Source organism: Massilia oculi (assembly GCF_017582745.1).
Lineage (GTDB): Bacteria > Pseudomonadota > Gammaproteobacteria > Burkholderiales > Burkholderiaceae_D > Telluria > Telluria oculi_A.
In genome coordinates, this window is the sequence record NZ_JAFVIM010000009.1 from 15,534 (window position 1) to 33,895 (window position 18,362).

An 18,362-nucleotide genomic window follows, 5' to 3' on the forward strand; every position below is an offset into this window, starting at 1 on the left:
CGTTGATGCCTTCGGCCGTTCCGAAGGCAATGAATGTACGCAAAGAAGGGCATCCCATGCGCCTCGACCTGGCCGACCTGCAGCTATTCCTGTGCATCCTCGACGCCGGCAGCATCTCGGCCGGCGCCGCGCGCGCCAACCTGGCGCTGGCCTCCGCCAGCGAGCGGCTGCGCAGCATCGAGCTCGATGCCGGCGTGGCGCTGTTCGAACGCCGTCCGCGCGGCGTGGTCGCCACCCAGGCCGGCGAGGCGCTGGCCCACCACGCGCGCCTGATCCTGCGCCAGCAGGCGCTGCTCAAGGGCGAGCTGCGCGACTTCGCGCAGGGCGCCCAGGGCACGCTGCACCTGCATGCCAATACCGCCGCGCTGGCGGAATTTTTGCCGCGCCGGCTGGCGCCCTGGCTGGCCGAACGTCCGCGCCTGCACGTCGCACTGAAGGAGCGCACCAGCGCCGACATCGTGCGCGCGATCGCGGGCGGGCTGGTCGAGGCGGGCGTGGTGTCGGATGCGGTCGAGGCGCCGGGCCTGCACCTGCAGCCGATCGAGCGCGACCACCTGGTGCTGATCATGGCGCCGGAACACCGGCTGGCGGCAGCGAACGCGCTGCGCCTGGCGGACGTGCTGCACGAAGCCTTCGTCGGCCTGACGCATGGCAGCGCCTTGCAAGACTATATCGATGCGCAGGCGCTGGACGCCGGACGCGCGCTGGCGCTGCGCATCCGGATGACGACGTTCACGGGATTATGCGAGATGGTGGGGCATGGGGTGGGCATCGGAATCGTGCCGCAGAACGTGGCCACTCGCAACCGGCGCCGCCATGGCCTGCGCACGATCGCGCTGGACGAGCCGTGGGCGCGACGCCAGCTATGCCTGTGCTGGAAGGACTGGGACAGCCTGGCCGCGCCGATGCGCAGCCTTCTGTCCCATCTGGGCGCAACGAATTAATCGTCCAGCGGCGCGAAGATCGCCTGCAGGTCTTCCTGCGTCAGCGCCATCTTTTGCGATTCGCCTTCGGACAGGATCGACTGCGCCAGCTCCGACTTCTTCTGCTGCAGCAGCTGGATTTTTTCTTCCAGCGTCCCTTTTGCGATCAGTTTATAGACGAACACCGGCTTGTCCTGCCCGATGCGCCAGGCGCGGTCGGTCGCCTGATTTTCGGCCGCCGGGTTCCACCACGGGTCGTAGTGGATCACGGTGTCGGCCGCGGTCAGGTTCAGGCCCACGCCACCGGCCTTCAGGCTGATCAGGAAGATCGGCACCGCGCCCTGCTGGAAGGCCGCCACCTGGGCCGAGCGGTCGCGCGTCTCGCCGGTCAGGATCGCGTACGGGATGTTGCGCGCGTCGAGTTCTTCCTCGATCAGGCCGAGCATGCTGGTGAACTGCGAGAACACGAGGATCTTGCGGCCCTCGCCCAGCAGGTCTTCGACCATCTGCATCAGGTCGGTCAGCTTGGCGGACACCGCCGCCGTGTTCTTCTTCGACGGCATCGCCTTCACCAGGCGCGGATCGCAGCAGACCTGGCGCAACTTGAGCAGCGCCTCGAGGATGACGATCTGGCTGCGCGCCACGCCCTTGCGGTCGATCTCGTCGCGCACCTTCTTGTCCATTGCCAGGCGCACGGTCTCGTACAGGTCGCGCTGCGGGCCGGCCAGCTCGATGCGGCGCACCATCTCGGTTTTTTCCGGCAGCTCCTTGGCCACGTGGTCTTTCGTACGGCGCAGCAGGAAGGGACGGATGCGGCGATTGAGAAGGGTGCGGCGCACCGGGTCATCCTGCCGTTCGATCGGATGGCGGAACTGCGTGTTGAAGGTCTTCTCGTCGCCCAGCAGGCCCGGGAGCAGGAAGTGGAACTGCGACCACAATTCGCCCAGGTGGTTCTCGAGCGGGGTGCCCGACAGGCACAAGCGATGGCGGGCGTCGAGCGAGCCGGCCGTCTGCGCCGCCTTGGAGCGGGTGTTCTTGATGTAATGCGATTCGTCCAGGATCACCAGGTGATAGTGGTGCTTGCGCAGTTCTTCTTCGTCGCGCGGCAGCAGCGCATAGGTGGTCAGGACGATGTCGGCGCCGTCGATCTGGTCGAACAAGTCCATGCGCTCCTTGCCCTGCAGGAGCAGCACCTTGAGGCTCGGCGCGAAGCGCGCGGCTTCGTCGAACCAGTTGGCCATCAGGCTGGTCGGGGCGATCACCAGGGCGGGGCTGGTAAGGCGGCCGGCTTCCTTCTCGGTGAGGATGTGGGCCAGCGTCTGCACCGTCTTGCCGAGACCCATGTCGTCGGCCAGGATGCCGCCCAGGTCGTACTCGCGCAGGAACTGCATCCACGACAGGCCGTCGAGCTGGTAATCACGAAGGGTCGCTTGCAGGCCCTTGGGCGCGTCGACCTTCTTGACCGCGCCGAACTGGCTCAGCTTGCGGCCGGTCTCGCGCAGGCGCTCGCCGCCGGTCCAGCGCAGCTCGACGCCGCGCGCCAACTCTTCGAGGCGCGCCGCGTCGAGCGTGGACAGGCGCAGCTTGCCCTTGATCTTGTCGTTGAAGTACAGCTCGCCCAGGGTGGCGAGGATCGGCTTGAGACGGCCCCACGGCAGCGCCACCCGCACGCCGTCAGGCAGGACGGCCAGCATCTGGTCCGCCTCTTGATGGGCGGCCAGCACGTTTGGATCGAATTCGAGCGGCGCGCTGCGGATCAACTGCACCAGCACCGGCAGCAGCGGCACACGCTTCTTCGCCACCACGATGCCCAGCTCCAGTTCGAACCAGGCATTGCCTGCCTCGGCCGGTTCGTCGATGTCGGCGTACCAGTCTTCGACCGGCACGACGTCATACCGGTACTTGTTCGATTTCTGCAGGTGCCAGCCGGCGTCGGACAGCGCGTCGACGTCGTTCTCGGCAAAGCGCAGCCAGTGCGCCTGGCTTTCGAGCTGCAGCGCGCCGGCCATGGCGTTGAACGGGGCGGTGGCCGGCTTGCGGAAGCCGATCTCGCCCAGCTTGTCGAGGGCGTCGCTCTCGGCCTTCGGGTCGCGTTCGATGATTTCGGTGAGGTCGCCGATCTGGCGCACCACGCGCTGCGACGGGTCGAACGAGACGCGCTGGCCGTCGTAGTCGAAGGCCAGCACGGCGAAGTCCTGCCAGCGCGTGACGTTGCCGTCGGCGAGCTGCACGGCATCGAGCAGCAGGTGCGGTATTGGTTTTACATCGTTGCGCAGGCGCTGGGTCAGCGGCTGCGGCAGTGGCATCAGCCCCTGCAGGCCGTGGGCCAGCAGCAGCTGCGAGACGCGTTTTTTATCGGTGCCGGTCAGGGCCGGGGCTTGCGCCACCAGGGCCTGCAGTTCGGCCAGCGAGATGTCGATGCCGCCGCGATTGAGTTCGAGCGGCCCGCACGACAGGTTGTCGATGTACCACGGCGGATCGGTCGGCAGCATGTAGTCGATCTGGTCGGCCGCGCTGTGGGTGGCGGCGCCACCGACCGGCTCCACCGACCATCCGAGCTTGGACACGCGGCCTTCGTCGCGCCACGCCAGGCTGGCCAGGCGGGTCGGGCCGCCCTGCAATGGATACACAAGGCCGCTCGACATGTCGGACCACGAGTTCGCCCACAGCAGCTTGCCCTGATCGAGCAGCATCTGCAGCAGGATCGCGCCCACCTTGCCCTTGGGTTCGGTGGCGCTGGTGCCCTGGGCCGACCCGCTGCGCATGGCGATGAAGAAGCGCACGAGGTCGACGTCGTCGCCTTCGAGATAGCTAGGAGGCGCCGACAGCAGCGAGAACACTTCGCTGACCGGGCTGGCCGCGGCCACGTCGCCGTTCGGACGCAGGCGCGCCTTGCACAGGCACAGCGCGACGTGGCGGCCACCGCTGGTGGGCGCCATGACGTAGACGAATTTGTACTGCGCGGCCTTGGGGTCGACGACTTCATCGGTCAGCTTCGGCTGGGGGTGGGCCGCGGCCTCGACCCGTTGCAGCCAGCTCACCACCGGCGCCGGAAGGGCCGGGGAACGTGCCGGAGCGCGGACCGGAGGTGCGTCGCTGGCTTTCTCGCGAAGATAATCGACTGTGGTCATTGGGTCTCGTGGCTTCGTATCAAAAAAGGCAATAAACGGCATTATCTCGCATACGAACACTTCCGTTTTGTTCGGAATCGCACGTAGCGGACAAATCTCATCCGTGCGCACTGCGCACGCTTTCTCGTCAACCGGTTGTTCTCTCATGTCCGCGACACGCTGTCAAGACTGGCGCATCGTCGATGAGGGCGTATCATTGGCCGCTTGATCTTTGATACAACGATTCACGATCCATGCTGCCCTCCATCGAACAACGCCTCGCCCAAGAACTCGCCGCCCGCCCGGCCCAGGTGGCCGCCGCCATCGCCTTGCTCGACGAAGGCGCCACCGTGCCCTTCATCGCCCGCTACCGCAAGGAAGCCACGGGCGGTCTCGACGACACCCAGCTGCGCCTGCTCGAAGAACGCCTGCGCTACCTGCGCGAGCTCGAGGATCGGCGCGCCGCGATCGTCGCGTCGATCACGGAACAGAACAAGATGACGCCCGAGCTGATGCAGGCCATCGCCATGGCGGAAGATAAAACCCGCCTCGAAGACCTGTACCTGCCCTACAAGCAGAAGCGCCGCACCAAGGCCCAGATCGCGATCGAGGCCGGCCTGGCGCCGCTGGCGGAGACCCTGCTGGCCGACCCGACCCTGAACCCGGAAGACGTCGCGAGCGGCTACCTGCGCGAGGCGTTCACCAATGCCGACGGCGGCGCCAACCCCGGCGTGGCGGACACCAAGGCGGCCCTCGACGGCGCACGCCAGATCCTGATGGAGCGTTTTGCGGAAGACGCCGAACTGCTGCAATCGCTGCGCGAATACGTGCAGGAGCACGGCGTGGTCGAATCGAAGGTCGTCGCCGGCAAGGAAGACGAGGGCGAGAAGTTCGCCGACTACTTCGACTACAACGAGCCATTGAGCGCCGTGCCGTCGCACCGCGCGCTGGCCCTGCTGCGCGGCCGCCGCGAGGGCGTGCTGGACGTGAGCCTGCGCCTGGATTCGGAACCCGAGAAGCCGAAGTGGGACGCGCCGCTGAACCCGTGCGAGGGCCGCATCGCGGCGCGCTTCGGCATCAAGGCGCAGGGACGCCCGGCCGACAAGTGGCTGCAGGACACCGCACGCTGGACCTGGCGCGTGAAAAGCTTCATGCACCTGGACACCGAGTTGATGGGCGCGCTGCGCGACAAGGCGGAGCTGGATGCGATCGGCGTCTTCGCGCGCAACCTGAAAGCCCTGCTGCTGGCGGCGCCGGCCGGCCAGCGCGCCACCATGGGCCTCGATCCGGGCCTGCGCACCGGCGTGAAAGTGGCCGTGGTCGATGCCACCGGCAAGGTGGTCGATACCGCCACCGTCTATCCGCACCAGCCGCGCAACGACTGGCATGGCGCGCTGCACACGCTGGGCCAGCTGGCGGCCAAGCACAAGGTGTCGCTGATCTCGATCGGCAATGGCACCGGCTCGCGCGAGACCGACAAGCTGGCGCAAGACCTGATCAAGCAGAACCAGGAACTCAAGCTGACCAAGATCGTCGTCTCGGAAGCAGGCGCCTCGGTGTATTCGGCCTCGGAATTCGCCTCGCGCGAACTGCCCGACATGGACGTGTCGCTGCGCGGCGCGGTCTCGATCGCGCGCCGCCTGCAGGATCCGCTGGCCGAACTGGTCAAGATCGATCCGAAATCGATCGGCGTCGGCCAGTACCAGCACGACGTCTCGCAGACCCAGCTCGCGCGCTCGCTCGACGCGGTGGTCGAGGATTGCGTGAACGCCGTGGGCGTGGACGTGAACACCGCCTCGGCGCCGCTGCTGGCGCGGGTGTCGGGCCTGTCGAACACGGTGGCCCAGGGCATCGTGGCCTACCGCGACGCCAACGGCGCCTTCGCCTCGCGCGCGGCGCTGAAGAAGGTTCCCCGTTTGGGCGACAAGACCTTCGAGCAGGCGGCGGGTTTCCTGCGCATCGTGAACGGCGCCAATCCGCTGGACGCGTCGGCGGTGCACCCGGAATCGTATCCGGTGGTCGAGAAGATCCTGGCCGACGTGAAACGCGACATGAAGGCGGTGATCGGCGACGCCGGGCTGCTCAAGGGCCTCAATCCTTCGAAGTACGCCGACGATAAATTCGGCGTGCCGACCGTCAGCGACATCCTGAAGGAGCTGGAAAAGCCGGGCCGCGACCCGCGTCCGGAATTCACCACCGCCACCTTCAAGGAAGGCGTGGAAGAAATCTCGGACCTGCGTCCGGACATGATCCTGGAAGGCGTCGTGACCAACGTCGCGGCCTTCGGCGCCTTCGTGGACATCGGCGTGCACCAGGATGGGCTGGTGCACATCTCGGCGCTGTCGAACACCTTCGTGAAGGATCCGCACACGGTGGTCAAGGCCGGCCAGGTGGTCAAGGTCAAGGTGCTCGAAGTGGACCCCAAGCGCAAGCGCATCGCGCTGACCATGCGCCTGGCGGACAGCGCGCCGCAGGCAGGTTCGCGGCCGGAACAGCGCGGCGATCGTATCGATGCCAAACGCGTGGCCCAGCATCAGCGCCAGGAACGTTCGGCGCCGCCGTCCAACAACGCGATGGCAGACGCCTTCGCCAAGCTGCGCGGAAAATAAGCAGATGCTGCGGCTGGCCAGCGTCGATCCGGACAGCCTTGACGCACGGCGGCTGGTCGCGGAACTCGATGCGGCGCTGGCCGCGATCACGGGCGACAGCGGCGCCTCGTCGTTCGACCCGCAGGATTGCCGCGGGGCCGGCGCGGTGTTCGTGATTGCCTATGACACGCAAGGCGCCGCGGTCGGCTGCGGCGCGCTGCGTCCGCTCGAACGAGAGGTAGGTGAAATCAAGCGGATGTATGCGCGTCCCGGCAGCGGGGCCGGCGCGGCTATCCTGGACGAGTTGGAACGGCATGCCGCTGGCTGCGGATACCGCCGGATATCGCTGTCGACGCGGCGCGTGAACGTGCGCGCGGTCGACTTCTATGCACGGCACGGTTATCTGGAAGTGCCGCCTTACGGCCGCTACGTCGGCCGCGCCGTGTCGATCTGCCTGGGAAAAACGTTTATCCGCTGTGCTTCATGAACATGCCGATCAGGTAGACCGTCAGGCAGCCGAAGCCGATCAGCAGCATGCGCGCCTGCGGGATGGCCGGCAGGCCGGTCTTCTTGATGTGCACGGCGTCGCGCACCAGCAGCGCGGCGTACACCAGGGCCGCCACCCCGGACAGGATGTCGCCCACGCTGGAGCGCGTGATGCCGCCATAGATGTTCAGCAGGCCGGGAATGCCCAGCAGGGCGGCGATCACGAAGTTCATGTTCGGCGATGGTACGCGCGGGCGGGGTTGCTGCATCTTTACTCCAATAATCGAATGACAAACCGGACGATCATACCGCAATGCCGGCTGCATACCGTCACATTCCGGGCAGTCTCAGGGTCAAGCCCTGGCTCATGATCTTCACCAGGAAGCTGCCGACGAAGGCGCCGAAGCAGATGTAGCCGATCAGGGTGACGCGCGGCGACTCCAGCAGCGCCGTGCGGCCGGCCCGACGCTGCAATGCGCACCAGGCCAGGTACAGCGCCATCATCAGCGGGCCGAGCGCGAAGAAGATACCGGCGAACCAGCCACGCGAGAGAGCGCTGGCGATATCGAACAAGGCTGGCAGCCCGAGCACGGCCGCGAATACCCACATGGCCACTGGGGGCAAGGTAGCAAACGTCTTCATCGTGTTTCTTGATAATCTTGAACTGGTCGATGATACCGCAGACCATCGGCGGTCGACGCCCATGCTTCGCACATCGATTTCTTATAGAATGTCGCCATCTACTTATTCCTTTTCTTTAAAGGCAGAATCAAATGAGCGACGTGCAAACCTGGATCAAAGAAACCGTGACCTCCACCCCGGTCGTGCTGTTCATGAAGGGCACCGCCCAGTTCCCGCAGTGCGGCTTCTCGGGCCGCGCCATCCAGATCCTGAAAGCCTGCGGCGTTGACAACGTTGCCACCGTCAATGTGCTGGACGACGCCGAAGTGCGTCAGGGCATCAAGGACTACTCGAACTGGCCGACCATTCCACAGCTGTACGTGAAAGGCGAGTTCATCGGCGGCACCGACATCATGAACGAGATGTACGAATCCGGCGAACTGCAGACCCTGCTGAAAAACGACTGATCGGATGGCTGATCGCCCGCGCGGCGGCGACCGCCGCCGGATCATCGTCGCCATCACCGGCGCGACCGGCGCGGTCTATGGCGTGCAGCTGCTGCGGCGGCTGCATGCCACCCCGGGCGTCGAGACCCACCTGGTCGTTTCCGACGCCGCCTCCCTCACCCTGCACCAGGAGCTCGGCCTGCAGCGACGCGACGTCGAGGCACTGGCCCACGTCGTCCACCGCAACCGCGACATCGGCGCCTCGATCGCCAGCGGCTCGTACCAAGCCGACGGCATGGTGATCGCCCCCTGTTCGATGAAAACGCTGGCAGCGGTCGCCCATGGCTTTTCTGATAACCTTGTGACACGCGCGGCCGACGTGATCCTGAAGGAACGCCGGCGCCTGATCCTGATGGTGCGCGAAACGCCCTTCAACCTGGCCCACTTGCGCAATATGACGGCCGTGACCGAAATGGGCGGCATCATCTTCCCTCCCCTGCCAAGCTTCTATCACCGGCCGGCCACGATTGCGGACATGGTCGAGCACACGGTGGACCGTGTCGTGGATTTATTAGGGATAGAGAATGCCCAGGCCGCCCGCTGGGGTGGCATGAAGGGCGAACAAGACGCCTGAACGCGCGCCAGCGTCCTGCCGGCGCACGCGTTCAGCGTTTGTCGTCGTACTGCTTATCTTCGGACTTCTTCAACTCGCGCGCCTCTTCAAGCATTCGTCGCCGGGCATTGCGTTCTCGCATGACCTCGGCATGACGCGCTGCCGTCATGGGCGGCGCCGTCATCAAATCCTTGAGCTGGGCGGTATTGGCGTAGTTGTTTCGCATGCGTCAGCTGCTCCTGGGTGGACCTGGGGCGGTGGCGGACATGCTGCCACCTGAACAGATTATGACCCAGCTGCGGCCGTTTGTGCGGCCCGGCATGACGAAAAGTGCAAGCCCCTGCGGAGCAGGCTTACTTCGCTTCCGCTTTCTGGTGGTTCATGCGCACCAACATGCGGATGAACTCGCGCGCCAGCTGGCGGTGGTGTTCATCCAGGCGCTGCAGGTCGGCGATCAGCTTGACGTCGGCCGATTCGAAGCGGGCGCCACCACCGTTGGCGGCGTCAAGGCTGGCGGCCTGCTCGGCGCCGCCAAAGCGCAGCCAGTCGGCCGGCACGCCCAGCCACTGGGCGATCATGCGCAGCTTTTCCTGGGTAGGAATGGCTTCGCCTACCAGCCATTTGCGGGCCGCGTGGACCGTGATCGGACGGCCTTCGAAGCGGATATTAAATTCTCGGGCGAGGCGGGTGGGGCTGTCGGGCGAGTAGTGTGCGTTCTTCAGGGCCTGCTGCAGTCGCTCACTGAAGCTCTCCCGTTCATTCGTTGAATTCATCGTGATACTGGGTTGTTGAGACTGGACGGGCGGCTTCCTCTCCCTTGTGGATGAGAAGCCAAGGGTCCAAATCATACAACTAAAATGTAACAATGATGTGGTTTTTTAAGAGTTTTTACGCTCGGTGCAACTAATACCCAACAGCAATACAGAAAAGTAGGATTCTTACAAAATATTCTATTATTCGAAATGAATAAGTGTACGCACCATTACTTAGACAGGATGACTGGAATGCATGTACCAAAAAAATTGTATCCAATGGTTACAATTCAGCTGTTAGATTTGTTGAAATCTCACCACGCCGTCGTTAGCAATTTCTCTGCGTAAACGGCCGTCGCGCCAGAGCTTGTGCAGATGGGCCAACGCCTCGCCCAACGCAAAGCTGAGCTGGTGCGCGTCGAGCGGCCGCCGGAACATGATCGGCACGATATCGGTCGCCGAGCGTGGCGTGACGCAGGCCTCGATCACCTCGGCCAGGCGCGCCACGTGGTGCTCGCGCAGCTGGGCGATGCGGGTATGCAGGCCGCGGAAGGGCTTGCCGTGCGACGGCAGCACCAGCACGTCGTCGGGCAGGTCGGCGAACTTCGACAGCGAATCGAGGTAGAGCTGGAGCGGATTGCCCTCGGGCTCGACCGCAAATACCGAGATATTGGTCGAGATCCGCGGCAACACCATATCGCCTGAAACCAGCACGTTCAGCGCCGCGCAGTAGAGCGAGGCGTGTTCCGGCGAGTGGCCGAAGCCGGTGATCACACGCCATGCCTGGCCGCCGATCGTGACGAGCTGGCCATCCTGCAGCCGGGTATAGGCTTCCGGTACCGACGTCACCAGCGACGGATAGTAATTGCGGCGGCTGCGCATCTGGTCCAGCATCGCCGCATCGACCAGGCCGTGGCGCTCGAAATGGGGAATGGCCGACGGCCCGTCCACGCCGGGCAGCGCCGCCGCCATCATGCGCATGAAGCCGAACTCGCCGGTGGTGGTCCAGAACGGCGCCCCGAAACGAGCACATAGCCAGCCGGACAGGCCGACGTGGTCGGGATGGCAATGCGTCGCGATCACGCGCACCAGTGCTTGGCGGTCCAGCCCTTGCTCCAGGACCTGTTCCCAGGCGGCGCGGGTGGCGTCGGTGCCGGCGCCGGTATCGACCAGGCTCCAGCCGCGCCGCTCCTCGAGTTCGTCGTCCAGCAGCCACACATTGATATGGTCCAGCGCGAACGGCAAGGGCATGCGCGCCCAGCGCAGGCCCGGCATGACCTCGGGCACGGCGCCAAGAGCGGGGATGGTGTCGCCAAATGGATAATCCAGCTGGGCTTCGAGGGCATTCATGGCAATCTTTCGTTTTCCGGGTCGATGGACCGCGCTACAATGTGGCGAAACTGACAGTTAACGTAAACGGCAATCACAGTATCAGTTTTCGATTCTAAGCGATACCCGCGAACGTTTCCCAACCGCCTCGAAACCCATGCCCACTACTTATACCATCGCCGAACTGGCTCGCGAATTCGACATCACCGCAAGGGCGATCCGTTTTTATGAAGACCAGGGCCTGCTCAGCCCCAAGCGCGAGGGCGTGGGCGGACGCAACCGCGTGTACACCCCGCGCGACCGTACCCGCCTGAAGCTGACCCTGCGCGGCAAGCGCCTCGGCCTGACCTTGTCCGAAATTAAAAGCATCGTCGACATGTATGAGTCGCCGCGGGACACCGTGGCCCAGATCAACCGCTTCCTGGGCGTGCTGGCCCAGCAGCGCCTGACCCTGGAGCAGCAGCGCGCCGATATCGAGATGGCGCTGGAAGAAATCTCGGCCCACGAGGAAGAATGCCGTCGCCTGCTGAGCGAGGACGAGACGGCGCGCGACATGGCGTGAAGTTCTCCTTGCCATGCCGGTGGCAAGGCCTGCAGCAATGAAGGCATTCAATCCGCAATGGCGATGGGCGCCGTGCGGATTGAATGCATGCCGGGATCAGGTCCTGATTCCGGGGAGCGAAACGATATCGCGGACTAGATATTGAAACATCCTCCCGTCCATCCGGAATTGGTCTTCCGGAACTCGGCGAGCGCCGTCCGGCATTGACCTAATGTCGCATATTTCCCGACACTCTTGAGATTCTGATTATTGCTCTGCCAAACCTTTAATTCGTAATGTGCCGTATTGGCGAACGCAAAGGTGGCACTCGTTGACAGCAGTATTATAAGCAATAGCGTTTTCATGGTTTTGTCTCCAGCTATGATTGGCAGCCATCAGAACTTCATGTGCGACAGAATTTCCTCGACCTCCTTCCCGTTATCTCCTCTTGTTCGATCCCGAACTGGGGCATGGTCCGGGCCATGTTTCGCCCTGTCGAGCGCATTGGATGCGATTAGTCCGGTAGTAAATCCAGCAACGACAAGCAATTTGAATATTGCCAGGGAAAATCTTTATTTTTCACCGCTGGCGATAACATGCAAATGCGTTTTTTGAGGATAACAACAAAGGTAACTTAATGGCTACCTTATGGTGCAAATACAACATTTAGCATATATCAATCACCTCTATAGTTTTTATGCTTCGTAAGGATCGTAGAACCACTATTCCCTTCCCTATCCAATAATTGGATATTTATGCTTGATGAGGTACCTTTATTGTCATTCTCATCAGCATGACGTCCGTTCCGGTGCGGCTGGCGTGTCGCCGGGTGAAGAGGCCGTCGTAGCCGATCTCACTTTACGTTTACGTTAACGTAACAGGCGAGTATGATATTCGTTCACTGGCTGCCCACTCTGCCCAACCACCGTTCACCGTGAGGACGACATGCTGCATCTCCCAGGCTTGACCTTTGACCATGGCGAAGACATCGCCGCGCTGCGCGAAGCAGTCCAACAATTCGCGGCAAGCGAAATCGCCCCGCGCGCGTTTGAAATCGACCGCAGCGACCAGTTCCCGATGGACTTGTGGAAGAAGATGGGCGAACTGGGCCTGCTGGGCATCACCGTCGGCGAGGAATATGGCGGCGCCAATATGGGTTATCTGGCCCACATCGTGGCCATGGAAGAAATCTCGCGCGCCTCGGCCTCGGTCGGCCTGTCCTACGGCGCCCACTCGAACCTGTGCGTCAACCAGATCAAGCGCAACGGCAATGAGGAACAGAAGCGCAAATACCTGCCCAAGCTGATTTCGGGCGAGCACGTCGGCGCGCTGGCGATGTCCGAGCCGAACGCCGGCTCCGACGTGGTCAGCATGAAGCTGCGCGCCGACCTCAAGGGCGACCACTACGTGCTGAACGGCAGCAAGATGTGGATCACCAACGGTCCGGACGCCGACACCCTGGTGGTGTATGCCAAGACCGACCTCGAGGCAGGCCCGCGTGGCATGACCGCCTTCCTGATCGAAAAAGATTTCAAGGGTTTTTCGGTCGCGCAAAAACTGGACAAGCTGGGCATGCGCGGCTCGCACACCGGCGAGCTGGTGTTCCAGGATTGCGAAGTGCCTGTGGAAAACGTGCTGGGTGGCGTCGGCAAGGGCGTCAACGTCCTGATGTCGGGCCTCGATTTCGAACGCACCGTACTGTCCGGTGGCCCGCTGGGCATCATGTCGGCCTGCATGGACGTCGTGGTTCCCTACATCCACGACCGCAAGCAGTTCGGCCAGGCGATCGGTGAGTTCCAGCTGATGCAGGGCAAGATCGCCGACATGTATTCGACCATGATGGCTTGCCGCGCCTATGTGTATGCCGTGGGCCAGGCCTGCGACCGCGCCACCGCGCCAGAGCAGGTGCGCGCCCTGCGCAAGGACGCCGCCGGCGCCATCCTGTACAGCGCCGAAAAGGCCACCTGGATGGCGGGCGAAGCGATCCAGACCCTGGGCGGCAACGGCTACATCAATGAATATCCGGTTGGCCGCCTGTGGCGCGACGCCAAGCTGTACGAGATCGGCGCCGGCACCAGCGAAATCCGCCGCATGCTGATCGGCCGCGAGCTTTTTGGTGAAACGATGTAAAACTTGGGTTCCCGCCTGCGCGGGAAGTCATTGCTGCCAGTGGCAGCAGTGACGATTCACAGCTACCTATTTCGGAGACTCTACAATGAATGATCCAGTCGTCATCGTCGGCGCAGCGCGCACCCCGATGGGCGCCTTCCAGGGCGATTTTTCTTCCAAGACCGCGAGCGACCTCGGCGCGGTGGCGATCAAGGCGGCCGTCGAGCGCGCCGGTGTCGCCCCTGACGCGGTCGAGCACGTCTACTTCGGCAACTGCCTGATGGCCGGCCAGGGCCAGGCTCCGGCGCGCCAGGCGCTGATCAAGGCCGGCCTGCCGCTGTCGACCGGCGCCGTCACGCTGTCCAAGATGTGCGGTTCGGCGATGCAGGCCGCCATCTTCGCCCACGACCAGCTGGTGGCCGGCAGCGCCGACATCGTGGTCGCCGGCGGCATGGAGTCGATGACCAATGCGCCCTACCTGATCCCGAAGGCGCGCGGCGGCTACCGCATCGGCCACGCGCCGATGTTCGACCACATGATGCTCGACGGCCTCGAAGACGCCTACTCGCGCAACGAGAAGACCGGCGAAGGCCGCTCGATGGGCACCTTCGCCGAAGAGTGCGTGGCGACGTACCAGTTCACGCGCGAGGAGCAGGACGCGTTCGCGATCGCCTCGGTCAAGCGTGCGCAAGCCGCCAGCACTGAGGGTGGCTTCGATTGGGAAATCGCGCCGGTCACCGTCACCAGCCGCGCGGGAGACACCGTGATCGACAAGGACGAAGGCCCGCTCAAGGCCAAGGTCGACAAGATCCCGTCGCTCAAGCCGGCGTTCAAGAAGGACGGCACCGTCACTGCCGCCTCGTCGTCGTCGATCAACGACGGCGCCGCCGCGCTGGTGATGATGCGCGAATCGAAGGCGAAGGAGCTCGGCTTGACCCCGATCGCGCGCGTGCTGGGCCACGCTACTCACGCGCAAGAACCGAACCTGTTCACCACCGCCCCGATCGGCGCGATGCAGAAGCTCTTCAAGAAGACCGGCTGGACGGCCGGCGACGTCGACCTGTTCGAGATCAACGAAGCCTTCGCCGCGGTGCCGATGGCCGCCATGCGCGACCTCGACATCCCGCACGGCAAGGTCAACGTCCACGGCGGCGCCTGCGCGCTGGGCCACCCGATCGGCGCTTCCGGCGCGCGCATCATCGTCACCCTGCTCGGCGCGCTCAAGCGCAGCGGCGGCAAGCGCGGCGTGGCCTCGCTGTGCATCGGCGGCGGCGAAGCCACCGCGATGGCGATCGAGCTGGTGTAATCCTTCGACCGGTGCGCCGCAGTGCTGAACACCCATGATGAACGAACCATGCGAACATTGAGGATTCAACCGTTCACAGGGAGTTCATCATGCCAACCGCACTGATCATCGGCGCCTCGCGCGGCATCGGCCACGAGATGGTCCGCCAATACCGGCTTGAGGGCTGGCGCGTCATCGCCACCGCGCGCAAGCAGGAAGACTGCGAGGAACTGGTCCACCTCGGCGCCGAGGCCCACCAGCTCGACGTCACCGTGGCCGATTCGATCGCGGCGCTGGCCTGGCGCCTCGACGATGAACAAGTCGACGCGGCCTGGCTGGTGGCCGGCGTCTATGGCCCGACCCACGGCAGCTTCCCGACCGGTCCCGAATTCGACACCGTCATGCACACCAATGTGTTATCAAGCATGCGCCTGATCCCGATCATCGGGCCGCTGCTGGCCGACACGCGCGGCAAGCTGGCGGTCATCTCCTCGCGCATGGGATCGATCGGCGAACGCTCCGACACCCAGGGCACGCTGTACCGCGCCAGCAAGGCGGCGCTCAACTCCGTGCTGAAGGACGCGTCGATCACCTATGGCGCGCAAGGCGTCACCTGCGTCGCCTTCCATCCGGGCTGGGTCCAGACCGATATGGGCGGCTCCAGCGCCAGCCTCACGCCGGAGCACAGCGTTCGCGATATGCGCGCCACCCTGGCACGTGTCAACGCCAGCGCCAACGGCAGCTTCCTGAACCACGACGGCGCCGCCATCGCCTGGTAGGCCATCCCCACACATAAAAAACACACGAGACACCATGATCCTGAGCGAAGAACACCAGATGATCCGCGACGCCCTGCGCAGCTTTGCGCAGGAGCGCCTGGCCCCCAACGCCGCGCGCTGGGACCGCGAACACCATTTCCCGAAAGAGGAACTGAAGGAACTGGCGGCCCTGGGCGCCTTCGGCGTGGCGGTGCCGGAGCAGTATGGCGGCGCGGGCCTGGACTACGTGTCGCTGGCGCTGGTGCTCGAAGAGATCGCGGCCGGCGACGGCGGCACCTCGACCATCATCTCGGTCAACAACTGCCCCGTGTGCAGCATCGCCATGATGTACGCGAACGAAGAGCAGAAGCAGCGCTGGCTGCGTCCTCTCGCGCAAGGAGAACTGCTGGGCGCCTTCGCCCTGACCGAGCCGCACACCGGCAGCGATGCGGCGGCGCTGCGCACCACCGCCACGCGTGAAGGCGACAGCTACGTCATCAACGGCACCAAGCAGTTCATCACCAGCGGCAAGCATGGCGACGTGGCCATCGTCATGGCCGTCACCGACAAGGCGGCCGGCAAGAAGGGCATCAGCGCCTTCTGGGTGCCGACAGATACGCCCGGCTACATCGTGGCCGGCATCGAGCACAAGATGGGCCAGCACTCGTCGGACACGGCGCAGATCGTGTTCGACAACTGCCGTATCCCGGCGGCCAACCTGATCGGCGAGGAAGGCATGGGTTACAAGATCGCCCTGTCCGGGCTGGAGGGCGGCCGCATCGGCATCGCCTCGCAATCGGTCGGCATGGCGCGCGCGGCCTACGAGGCGGCGCTCGACTATGCGAAGGAGCGCGAGAGCTTTGGTAAACCAATCTTCGAGCACCAGGCGGTGCAGTTCCGCCTGGCCGAGATGGCGATGAAGATCGAGGCCGCGCGCCAGCTGATCCTGCACGCCGCCGCGATGAAGGATGCGGGCCTGCCCTGCCTGAAGGAAGCGGCGATGGCCAAGCTGTTCGCTTCCGAGATGGCCGAGAACGTCGTGTCGAGCGCGATGCAGGTGTTCGGCGGCTATGGCTACGTGGCCGACTTCCCGGTCGAGCGCATCTACCGCGACGTACGCGTGTGCCAGATCTATGAAGGCACGAGCGATATCCAGAAGCTCCTGATCGCGCGCGCGCTGTGATGGCGCAGTGATGGAACCTGTCCTGCACATCGTGGCGCTCGAGCCGGAACGGCTGGCGCAGCTGTTCCTCTACCTCGACGACCATCTGCAGGACAATGGCCGCGCCGGCACGCCGTTGTTCCAGCCGCAGTCGCGTGAACTATCCCGTTTTCCACCAGAGAAGGCCGCCGCCTTCGCCGGCGGTCTCGATACGCCTTTCGGCCAGCCGGGCTGGCGCCGGGTCTGGATCGCGCTCGATGGCGCCGGCAATATCGCTGGCCACGTCGACCTGCGCGCGCGGCCCGAGCCGGCGGCCACCCACCGCACCCTGCTCGGCATGGGCGTGCACCGCGATGCGCGGCGCCTGGGGCTGGGCATGGCCCTGGTGGAGAGCGCACTGGCCTGGGCCGGCGCCACGCCGCCGCTCGAATGGGTCGACCTCGACGTGCTGTCGGTGAACCTGGCCGCGCGCCGGCTGTACGAGCGCGCCGGCTTCGTCGTCACGGGCGAAGTGCCGGACCTGTACCGCATCGATGGCGAATCGCACGGCTCGGTCACGATGAGCCGGCGCGTCAGGTAACGGCGGACTCCAGCAGCGTGATCGTCTGCGCCCTGGTATCGATCCGCGCCCGGATCCCCATCGGCAGGGTGAACTGGTTGCGGATATGCCCGATCGAATAGCCCGACACCGCCGGGATGGTCAAGGGATGCAGGTGCAGGCCCAGCGTGCGCTCCAGCGTCAATGAAATGTCTTCATGCTCCGGCCCGCAGTTCTCGCAAATGCCGACCACCAGCGCCGCCGCATTCCTGAAGCCGCCCGCCAGGTCGAGCTGGGTCATCCAGCGGTCGATCCGGTACGGCGCTTCGTTCACCTCTTCCAGAAACAGGATGCTGTCCCTGATGTCGGCCGCATACGGCGTGCCCGCCAGCGCCGCCACCAGCGACAGGTTGCCGCCAATGAGCGGGCCGGTTGCCACGCCGTGGGTGAAGGTGTGGACGCCGAAGTGCGGCTCGCTCGCGGCGCGCTGCGCGTTCTCCTGCGACATCGGGATCGTGTAGCTGGCCTGCGGCTCGGTCAGCACTGCCATCATATGTTCGGTCGAGTATGGCGTCATCGTCGACGAGGCCACCGGGCCGTGGAAGGTCACCAGGCCGGTCTGCTTGAGGATCGCGAGATGCAGCGCCGTGATGTCGGAATAGCCGACCAGGACCTTGGGGTTGCGGCGAATGAGGTCGTAGTCGAGGCTCGAGACCAGCGAGATGCAGCCCGAGCCGCCGCGGATCGGCCAGATCGCCTTTACTTCCGGATCAAGAAACATCGCATGCAGGTCGGCAAGGCGTTGCTGGACCGAGCCGGCATAGTTGCCGAACACCTCGCGCAGATAGGCGCCGGTCTTGACCTTGAAACCCAGCGCTTCGATATTGCGCACCGCCTTCTCGATGGCGCGGTCGGTGGTGTAGCCGCCGGGCGCGATCAGGCCGACGACGTCGCCGCGCTTCAGGCGCGGCGGTTTGATGAGTTTTTTCATTGGACGTGGGGACGGCGTACGCGCTGCGGCAACGCCAGGCAAGGCAAGGGACAAGGCGGCGGCGATGGCGCCGAAGCTGCGACGGCTGATCTTCATGCGTGAGGCAAGAC

The 18,362-nt window shown here is 64.5% G+C and carries 18 protein-coding genes; 11 read left to right on the top strand and 7 right to left on the bottom strand.

Features of this window, described 5'->3' with window-relative positions:
* The first annotated feature begins 29 nt into the window (after positions 1–29).
* Positions 30–944, top strand: a complete 915-nt coding sequence (locus tag J3U95_RS12215; RefSeq protein WP_229519809.1) for a LysR substrate-binding domain-containing protein — start codon at positions 30–32, stop codon at positions 942–944.
* Here the strand turns inward: J3U95_RS12215 and J3U95_RS12220 are convergent.
* Positions 941–4,054 (bottom strand): DEAD/DEAH box helicase, encoded by a 3,114-nt coding sequence (locus J3U95_RS12220; protein ID WP_208278873.1) that lies wholly within the window; start codon positions 4,052–4,054, stop codon positions 941–943. The two genes, J3U95_RS12215 and J3U95_RS12220, sit on opposite strands and share 4 nt — an antisense overlap.
* Positions 4,055–4,287: 233 nt before the next feature.
* Here J3U95_RS12220 and J3U95_RS12225 point away from each other — a divergent pair, with 233 nt between their 5' ends.
* Positions 4,288–6,642, top strand: a complete 2,355-nt coding sequence (locus tag J3U95_RS12225) for a Tex family protein (RefSeq protein ID WP_208278874.1) — start codon at positions 4,288–4,290, stop codon at positions 6,640–6,642.
* A gap of 4 nt (positions 6,643–6,646) precedes the next feature.
* Positions 6,647–7,108, top strand: coding sequence for a GNAT family N-acetyltransferase (locus tag J3U95_RS12230; RefSeq protein WP_208278875.1), 462 nt, complete (start codon positions 6,647–6,649; stop codon positions 7,106–7,108).
* On the opposite strand, the gene J3U95_RS12235 is transcribed toward J3U95_RS12230, so the two are convergent.
* A complete protein-coding gene (locus tag J3U95_RS12235; RefSeq protein WP_109345819.1) occupies positions 7,089–7,376 on the bottom strand; it encodes a hypothetical protein in 288 nt (95 codons plus the stop codon). The two genes, J3U95_RS12230 and J3U95_RS12235, sit on opposite strands and share 20 nt — an antisense overlap.
* A 61-nt stretch (positions 7,377–7,437) precedes the next feature.
* Positions 7,438–7,749: a hypothetical protein gene (locus J3U95_RS12240; protein ID WP_208278876.1), complete on the bottom strand. Its 312-nt coding sequence runs from the start codon at positions 7,747–7,749 to the stop codon at positions 7,438–7,440.
* Between the two features lie 131 nt (positions 7,750–7,880).
* On the opposite strand from J3U95_RS12240, the gene grxD reads away from it, so the two are divergent.
* Together grxD and J3U95_RS12250 are read left to right on the top strand one after the other, a co-directional pair.
* Positions 7,881–8,195 (top strand): Grx4 family monothiol glutaredoxin, encoded by a 315-nt coding sequence (gene grxD, locus J3U95_RS12245; RefSeq protein ID WP_109345817.1) that lies wholly within the window; start codon positions 7,881–7,883, stop codon positions 8,193–8,195.
* Between the two features lie 4 nt (positions 8,196–8,199).
* Positions 8,200–8,808: a UbiX family flavin prenyltransferase gene (locus tag J3U95_RS12250; RefSeq protein ID WP_208278877.1), complete on the top strand. Its 609-nt coding sequence runs from the start codon at positions 8,200–8,202 to the stop codon at positions 8,806–8,808.
* A gap of 31 nt (positions 8,809–8,839) precedes the next feature.
* Here J3U95_RS12250 and J3U95_RS12255 read toward each other — a convergent pair whose 3' ends face one another.
* The 3 genes from J3U95_RS12255 to J3U95_RS12265 form a co-directional block, all read right to left on the bottom strand.
* Positions 8,840–9,013, bottom strand: coding sequence for a hypothetical protein (locus tag J3U95_RS12255; protein ID WP_170976722.1), 174 nt, complete (start codon positions 9,011–9,013; stop codon positions 8,840–8,842).
* A 127-nt stretch (positions 9,014–9,140) separates the two neighbouring features.
* Positions 9,141–9,560: a hypothetical protein gene (locus J3U95_RS12260; protein ID WP_040775023.1), complete on the bottom strand. Its 420-nt coding sequence runs from the start codon at positions 9,558–9,560 to the stop codon at positions 9,141–9,143.
* A 276-nt stretch (positions 9,561–9,836) separates the two neighbouring features.
* Positions 9,837–10,889 (bottom strand): MBL fold metallo-hydrolase, encoded by a 1,053-nt coding sequence (locus J3U95_RS12265; RefSeq protein WP_208278878.1) that lies wholly within the window; start codon positions 10,887–10,889, stop codon positions 9,837–9,839.
* 136 nt (positions 10,890–11,025) lie between these two features.
* Between J3U95_RS12265 and J3U95_RS12270 the strand changes: the two genes are divergently transcribed.
* The 6 genes from J3U95_RS12270 to J3U95_RS12295 all read left to right on the top strand — a co-directional run bounded on the left by J3U95_RS12270 (position 11,026) and on the right by J3U95_RS12295 (position 17,303).
* Positions 11,026–11,430 carry a MerR family transcriptional regulator gene (locus tag J3U95_RS12270; RefSeq protein ID WP_109345814.1) on the top strand — a complete coding sequence of 135 codons (405 nt, stop codon included), beginning with the start codon at positions 11,026–11,028 and terminating at the stop codon, positions 11,428–11,430.
* A 924-nt stretch (positions 11,431–12,354) separates the two neighbouring features.
* On the top strand, positions 12,355–13,539 hold the full coding sequence (locus tag J3U95_RS12275; RefSeq protein ID WP_208278879.1) for an isovaleryl-CoA dehydrogenase: 1,185 nt from the start codon (positions 12,355–12,357) through the stop codon (positions 13,537–13,539).
* An 85-nt stretch (positions 13,540–13,624) separates the two neighbouring features.
* Positions 13,625–14,824 (top strand): acetyl-CoA C-acyltransferase, encoded by a 1,200-nt coding sequence (locus J3U95_RS12280; RefSeq protein WP_208278880.1) that lies wholly within the window; start codon positions 13,625–13,627, stop codon positions 14,822–14,824.
* Positions 14,825–14,913: 89 nt separating this feature from the next.
* Complete coding sequence (locus J3U95_RS12285; RefSeq protein WP_208278881.1) at positions 14,914–15,582, top strand: SDR family oxidoreductase; 669 nt, start codon at positions 14,914–14,916, stop codon at positions 15,580–15,582.
* Between the two features lie 34 nt (positions 15,583–15,616).
* The gene (locus tag J3U95_RS12290) at positions 15,617–16,744 is read left to right on the top strand and encodes an acyl-CoA dehydrogenase family protein (RefSeq protein ID WP_208278882.1); all 1,128 of its coding nucleotides are present in this window, start codon (positions 15,617–15,619) and stop codon (positions 16,742–16,744) included.
* Positions 16,745–16,754: 10 nt separating this feature from the next.
* On the top strand, positions 16,755–17,303 hold the full coding sequence (locus J3U95_RS12295; protein WP_229519810.1) for a GNAT family N-acetyltransferase: 549 nt from the start codon (positions 16,755–16,757) through the stop codon (positions 17,301–17,303).
* Here the strand turns inward: J3U95_RS12295 and J3U95_RS12300 are convergent.
* The gene (locus J3U95_RS12300; RefSeq protein WP_208278884.1) at positions 17,296–18,348 is read right to left on the bottom strand and encodes a S66 peptidase family protein; all 1,053 of its coding nucleotides are present in this window, start codon (positions 18,346–18,348) and stop codon (positions 17,296–17,298) included. The two genes, J3U95_RS12295 and J3U95_RS12300, sit on opposite strands and share 8 nt — an antisense overlap.
* Positions 18,349–18,362 lie beyond the last annotated feature (14 nt).

Coding starts and splice junctions, on each gene's coding strand:
- J3U95_RS12215 (WP_229519809.1), top strand. CDS start 30: ATGAATGTACGCAAAGAAGGGCATCCCATGCGCCTCGACCTGGCCGAC.
- J3U95_RS12220 (WP_208278873.1), bottom strand. CDS start 4,054: ATGACCACAGTCGATTATCTTCGCGAGAAAGCCAGCGACGCACCTCCG.
- J3U95_RS12225 (WP_208278874.1), top strand. CDS start 4,288: ATGCTGCCCTCCATCGAACAACGCCTCGCCCAAGAACTCGCCGCCCGC.
- J3U95_RS12230 (WP_208278875.1), top strand. CDS start 6,647: ATGCTGCGGCTGGCCAGCGTCGATCCGGACAGCCTTGACGCACGGCGG.
- J3U95_RS12235 (WP_109345819.1), bottom strand. CDS start 7,376: ATGCAGCAACCCCGCCCGCGCGTACCATCGCCGAACATGAACTTCGTG.
- J3U95_RS12240 (WP_208278876.1), bottom strand. CDS start 7,749: ATGAAGACGTTTGCTACCTTGCCCCCAGTGGCCATGTGGGTATTCGCG.
- grxD (WP_109345817.1), top strand. CDS start 7,881: ATGAGCGACGTGCAAACCTGGATCAAAGAAACCGTGACCTCCACCCCG.
- J3U95_RS12250 (WP_208278877.1), top strand. CDS start 8,200: ATGGCTGATCGCCCGCGCGGCGGCGACCGCCGCCGGATCATCGTCGCC.
- J3U95_RS12255 (WP_170976722.1), bottom strand. CDS start 9,013: ATGCGAAACAACTACGCCAATACCGCCCAGCTCAAGGATTTGATGACG.
- J3U95_RS12260 (WP_040775023.1), bottom strand. CDS start 9,560: ATGAATTCAACGAATGAACGGGAGAGCTTCAGTGAGCGACTGCAGCAG.
- J3U95_RS12265 (WP_208278878.1), bottom strand. CDS start 10,889: ATGAATGCCCTCGAAGCCCAGCTGGATTATCCATTTGGCGACACCATC.
- J3U95_RS12270 (WP_109345814.1), top strand. CDS start 11,026: ATGCCCACTACTTATACCATCGCCGAACTGGCTCGCGAATTCGACATC.
- J3U95_RS12275 (WP_208278879.1), top strand. CDS start 12,355: ATGCTGCATCTCCCAGGCTTGACCTTTGACCATGGCGAAGACATCGCC.
- J3U95_RS12280 (WP_208278880.1), top strand. CDS start 13,625: ATGAATGATCCAGTCGTCATCGTCGGCGCAGCGCGCACCCCGATGGGC.
- J3U95_RS12285 (WP_208278881.1), top strand. CDS start 14,914: ATGCCAACCGCACTGATCATCGGCGCCTCGCGCGGCATCGGCCACGAG.
- J3U95_RS12290 (WP_208278882.1), top strand. CDS start 15,617: ATGATCCTGAGCGAAGAACACCAGATGATCCGCGACGCCCTGCGCAGC.
- J3U95_RS12295 (WP_229519810.1), top strand. CDS start 16,755: ATGGAACCTGTCCTGCACATCGTGGCGCTCGAGCCGGAACGGCTGGCG.
- J3U95_RS12300 (WP_208278884.1), bottom strand. CDS start 18,348: ATGAAGATCAGCCGTCGCAGCTTCGGCGCCATCGCCGCCGCCTTGTCC.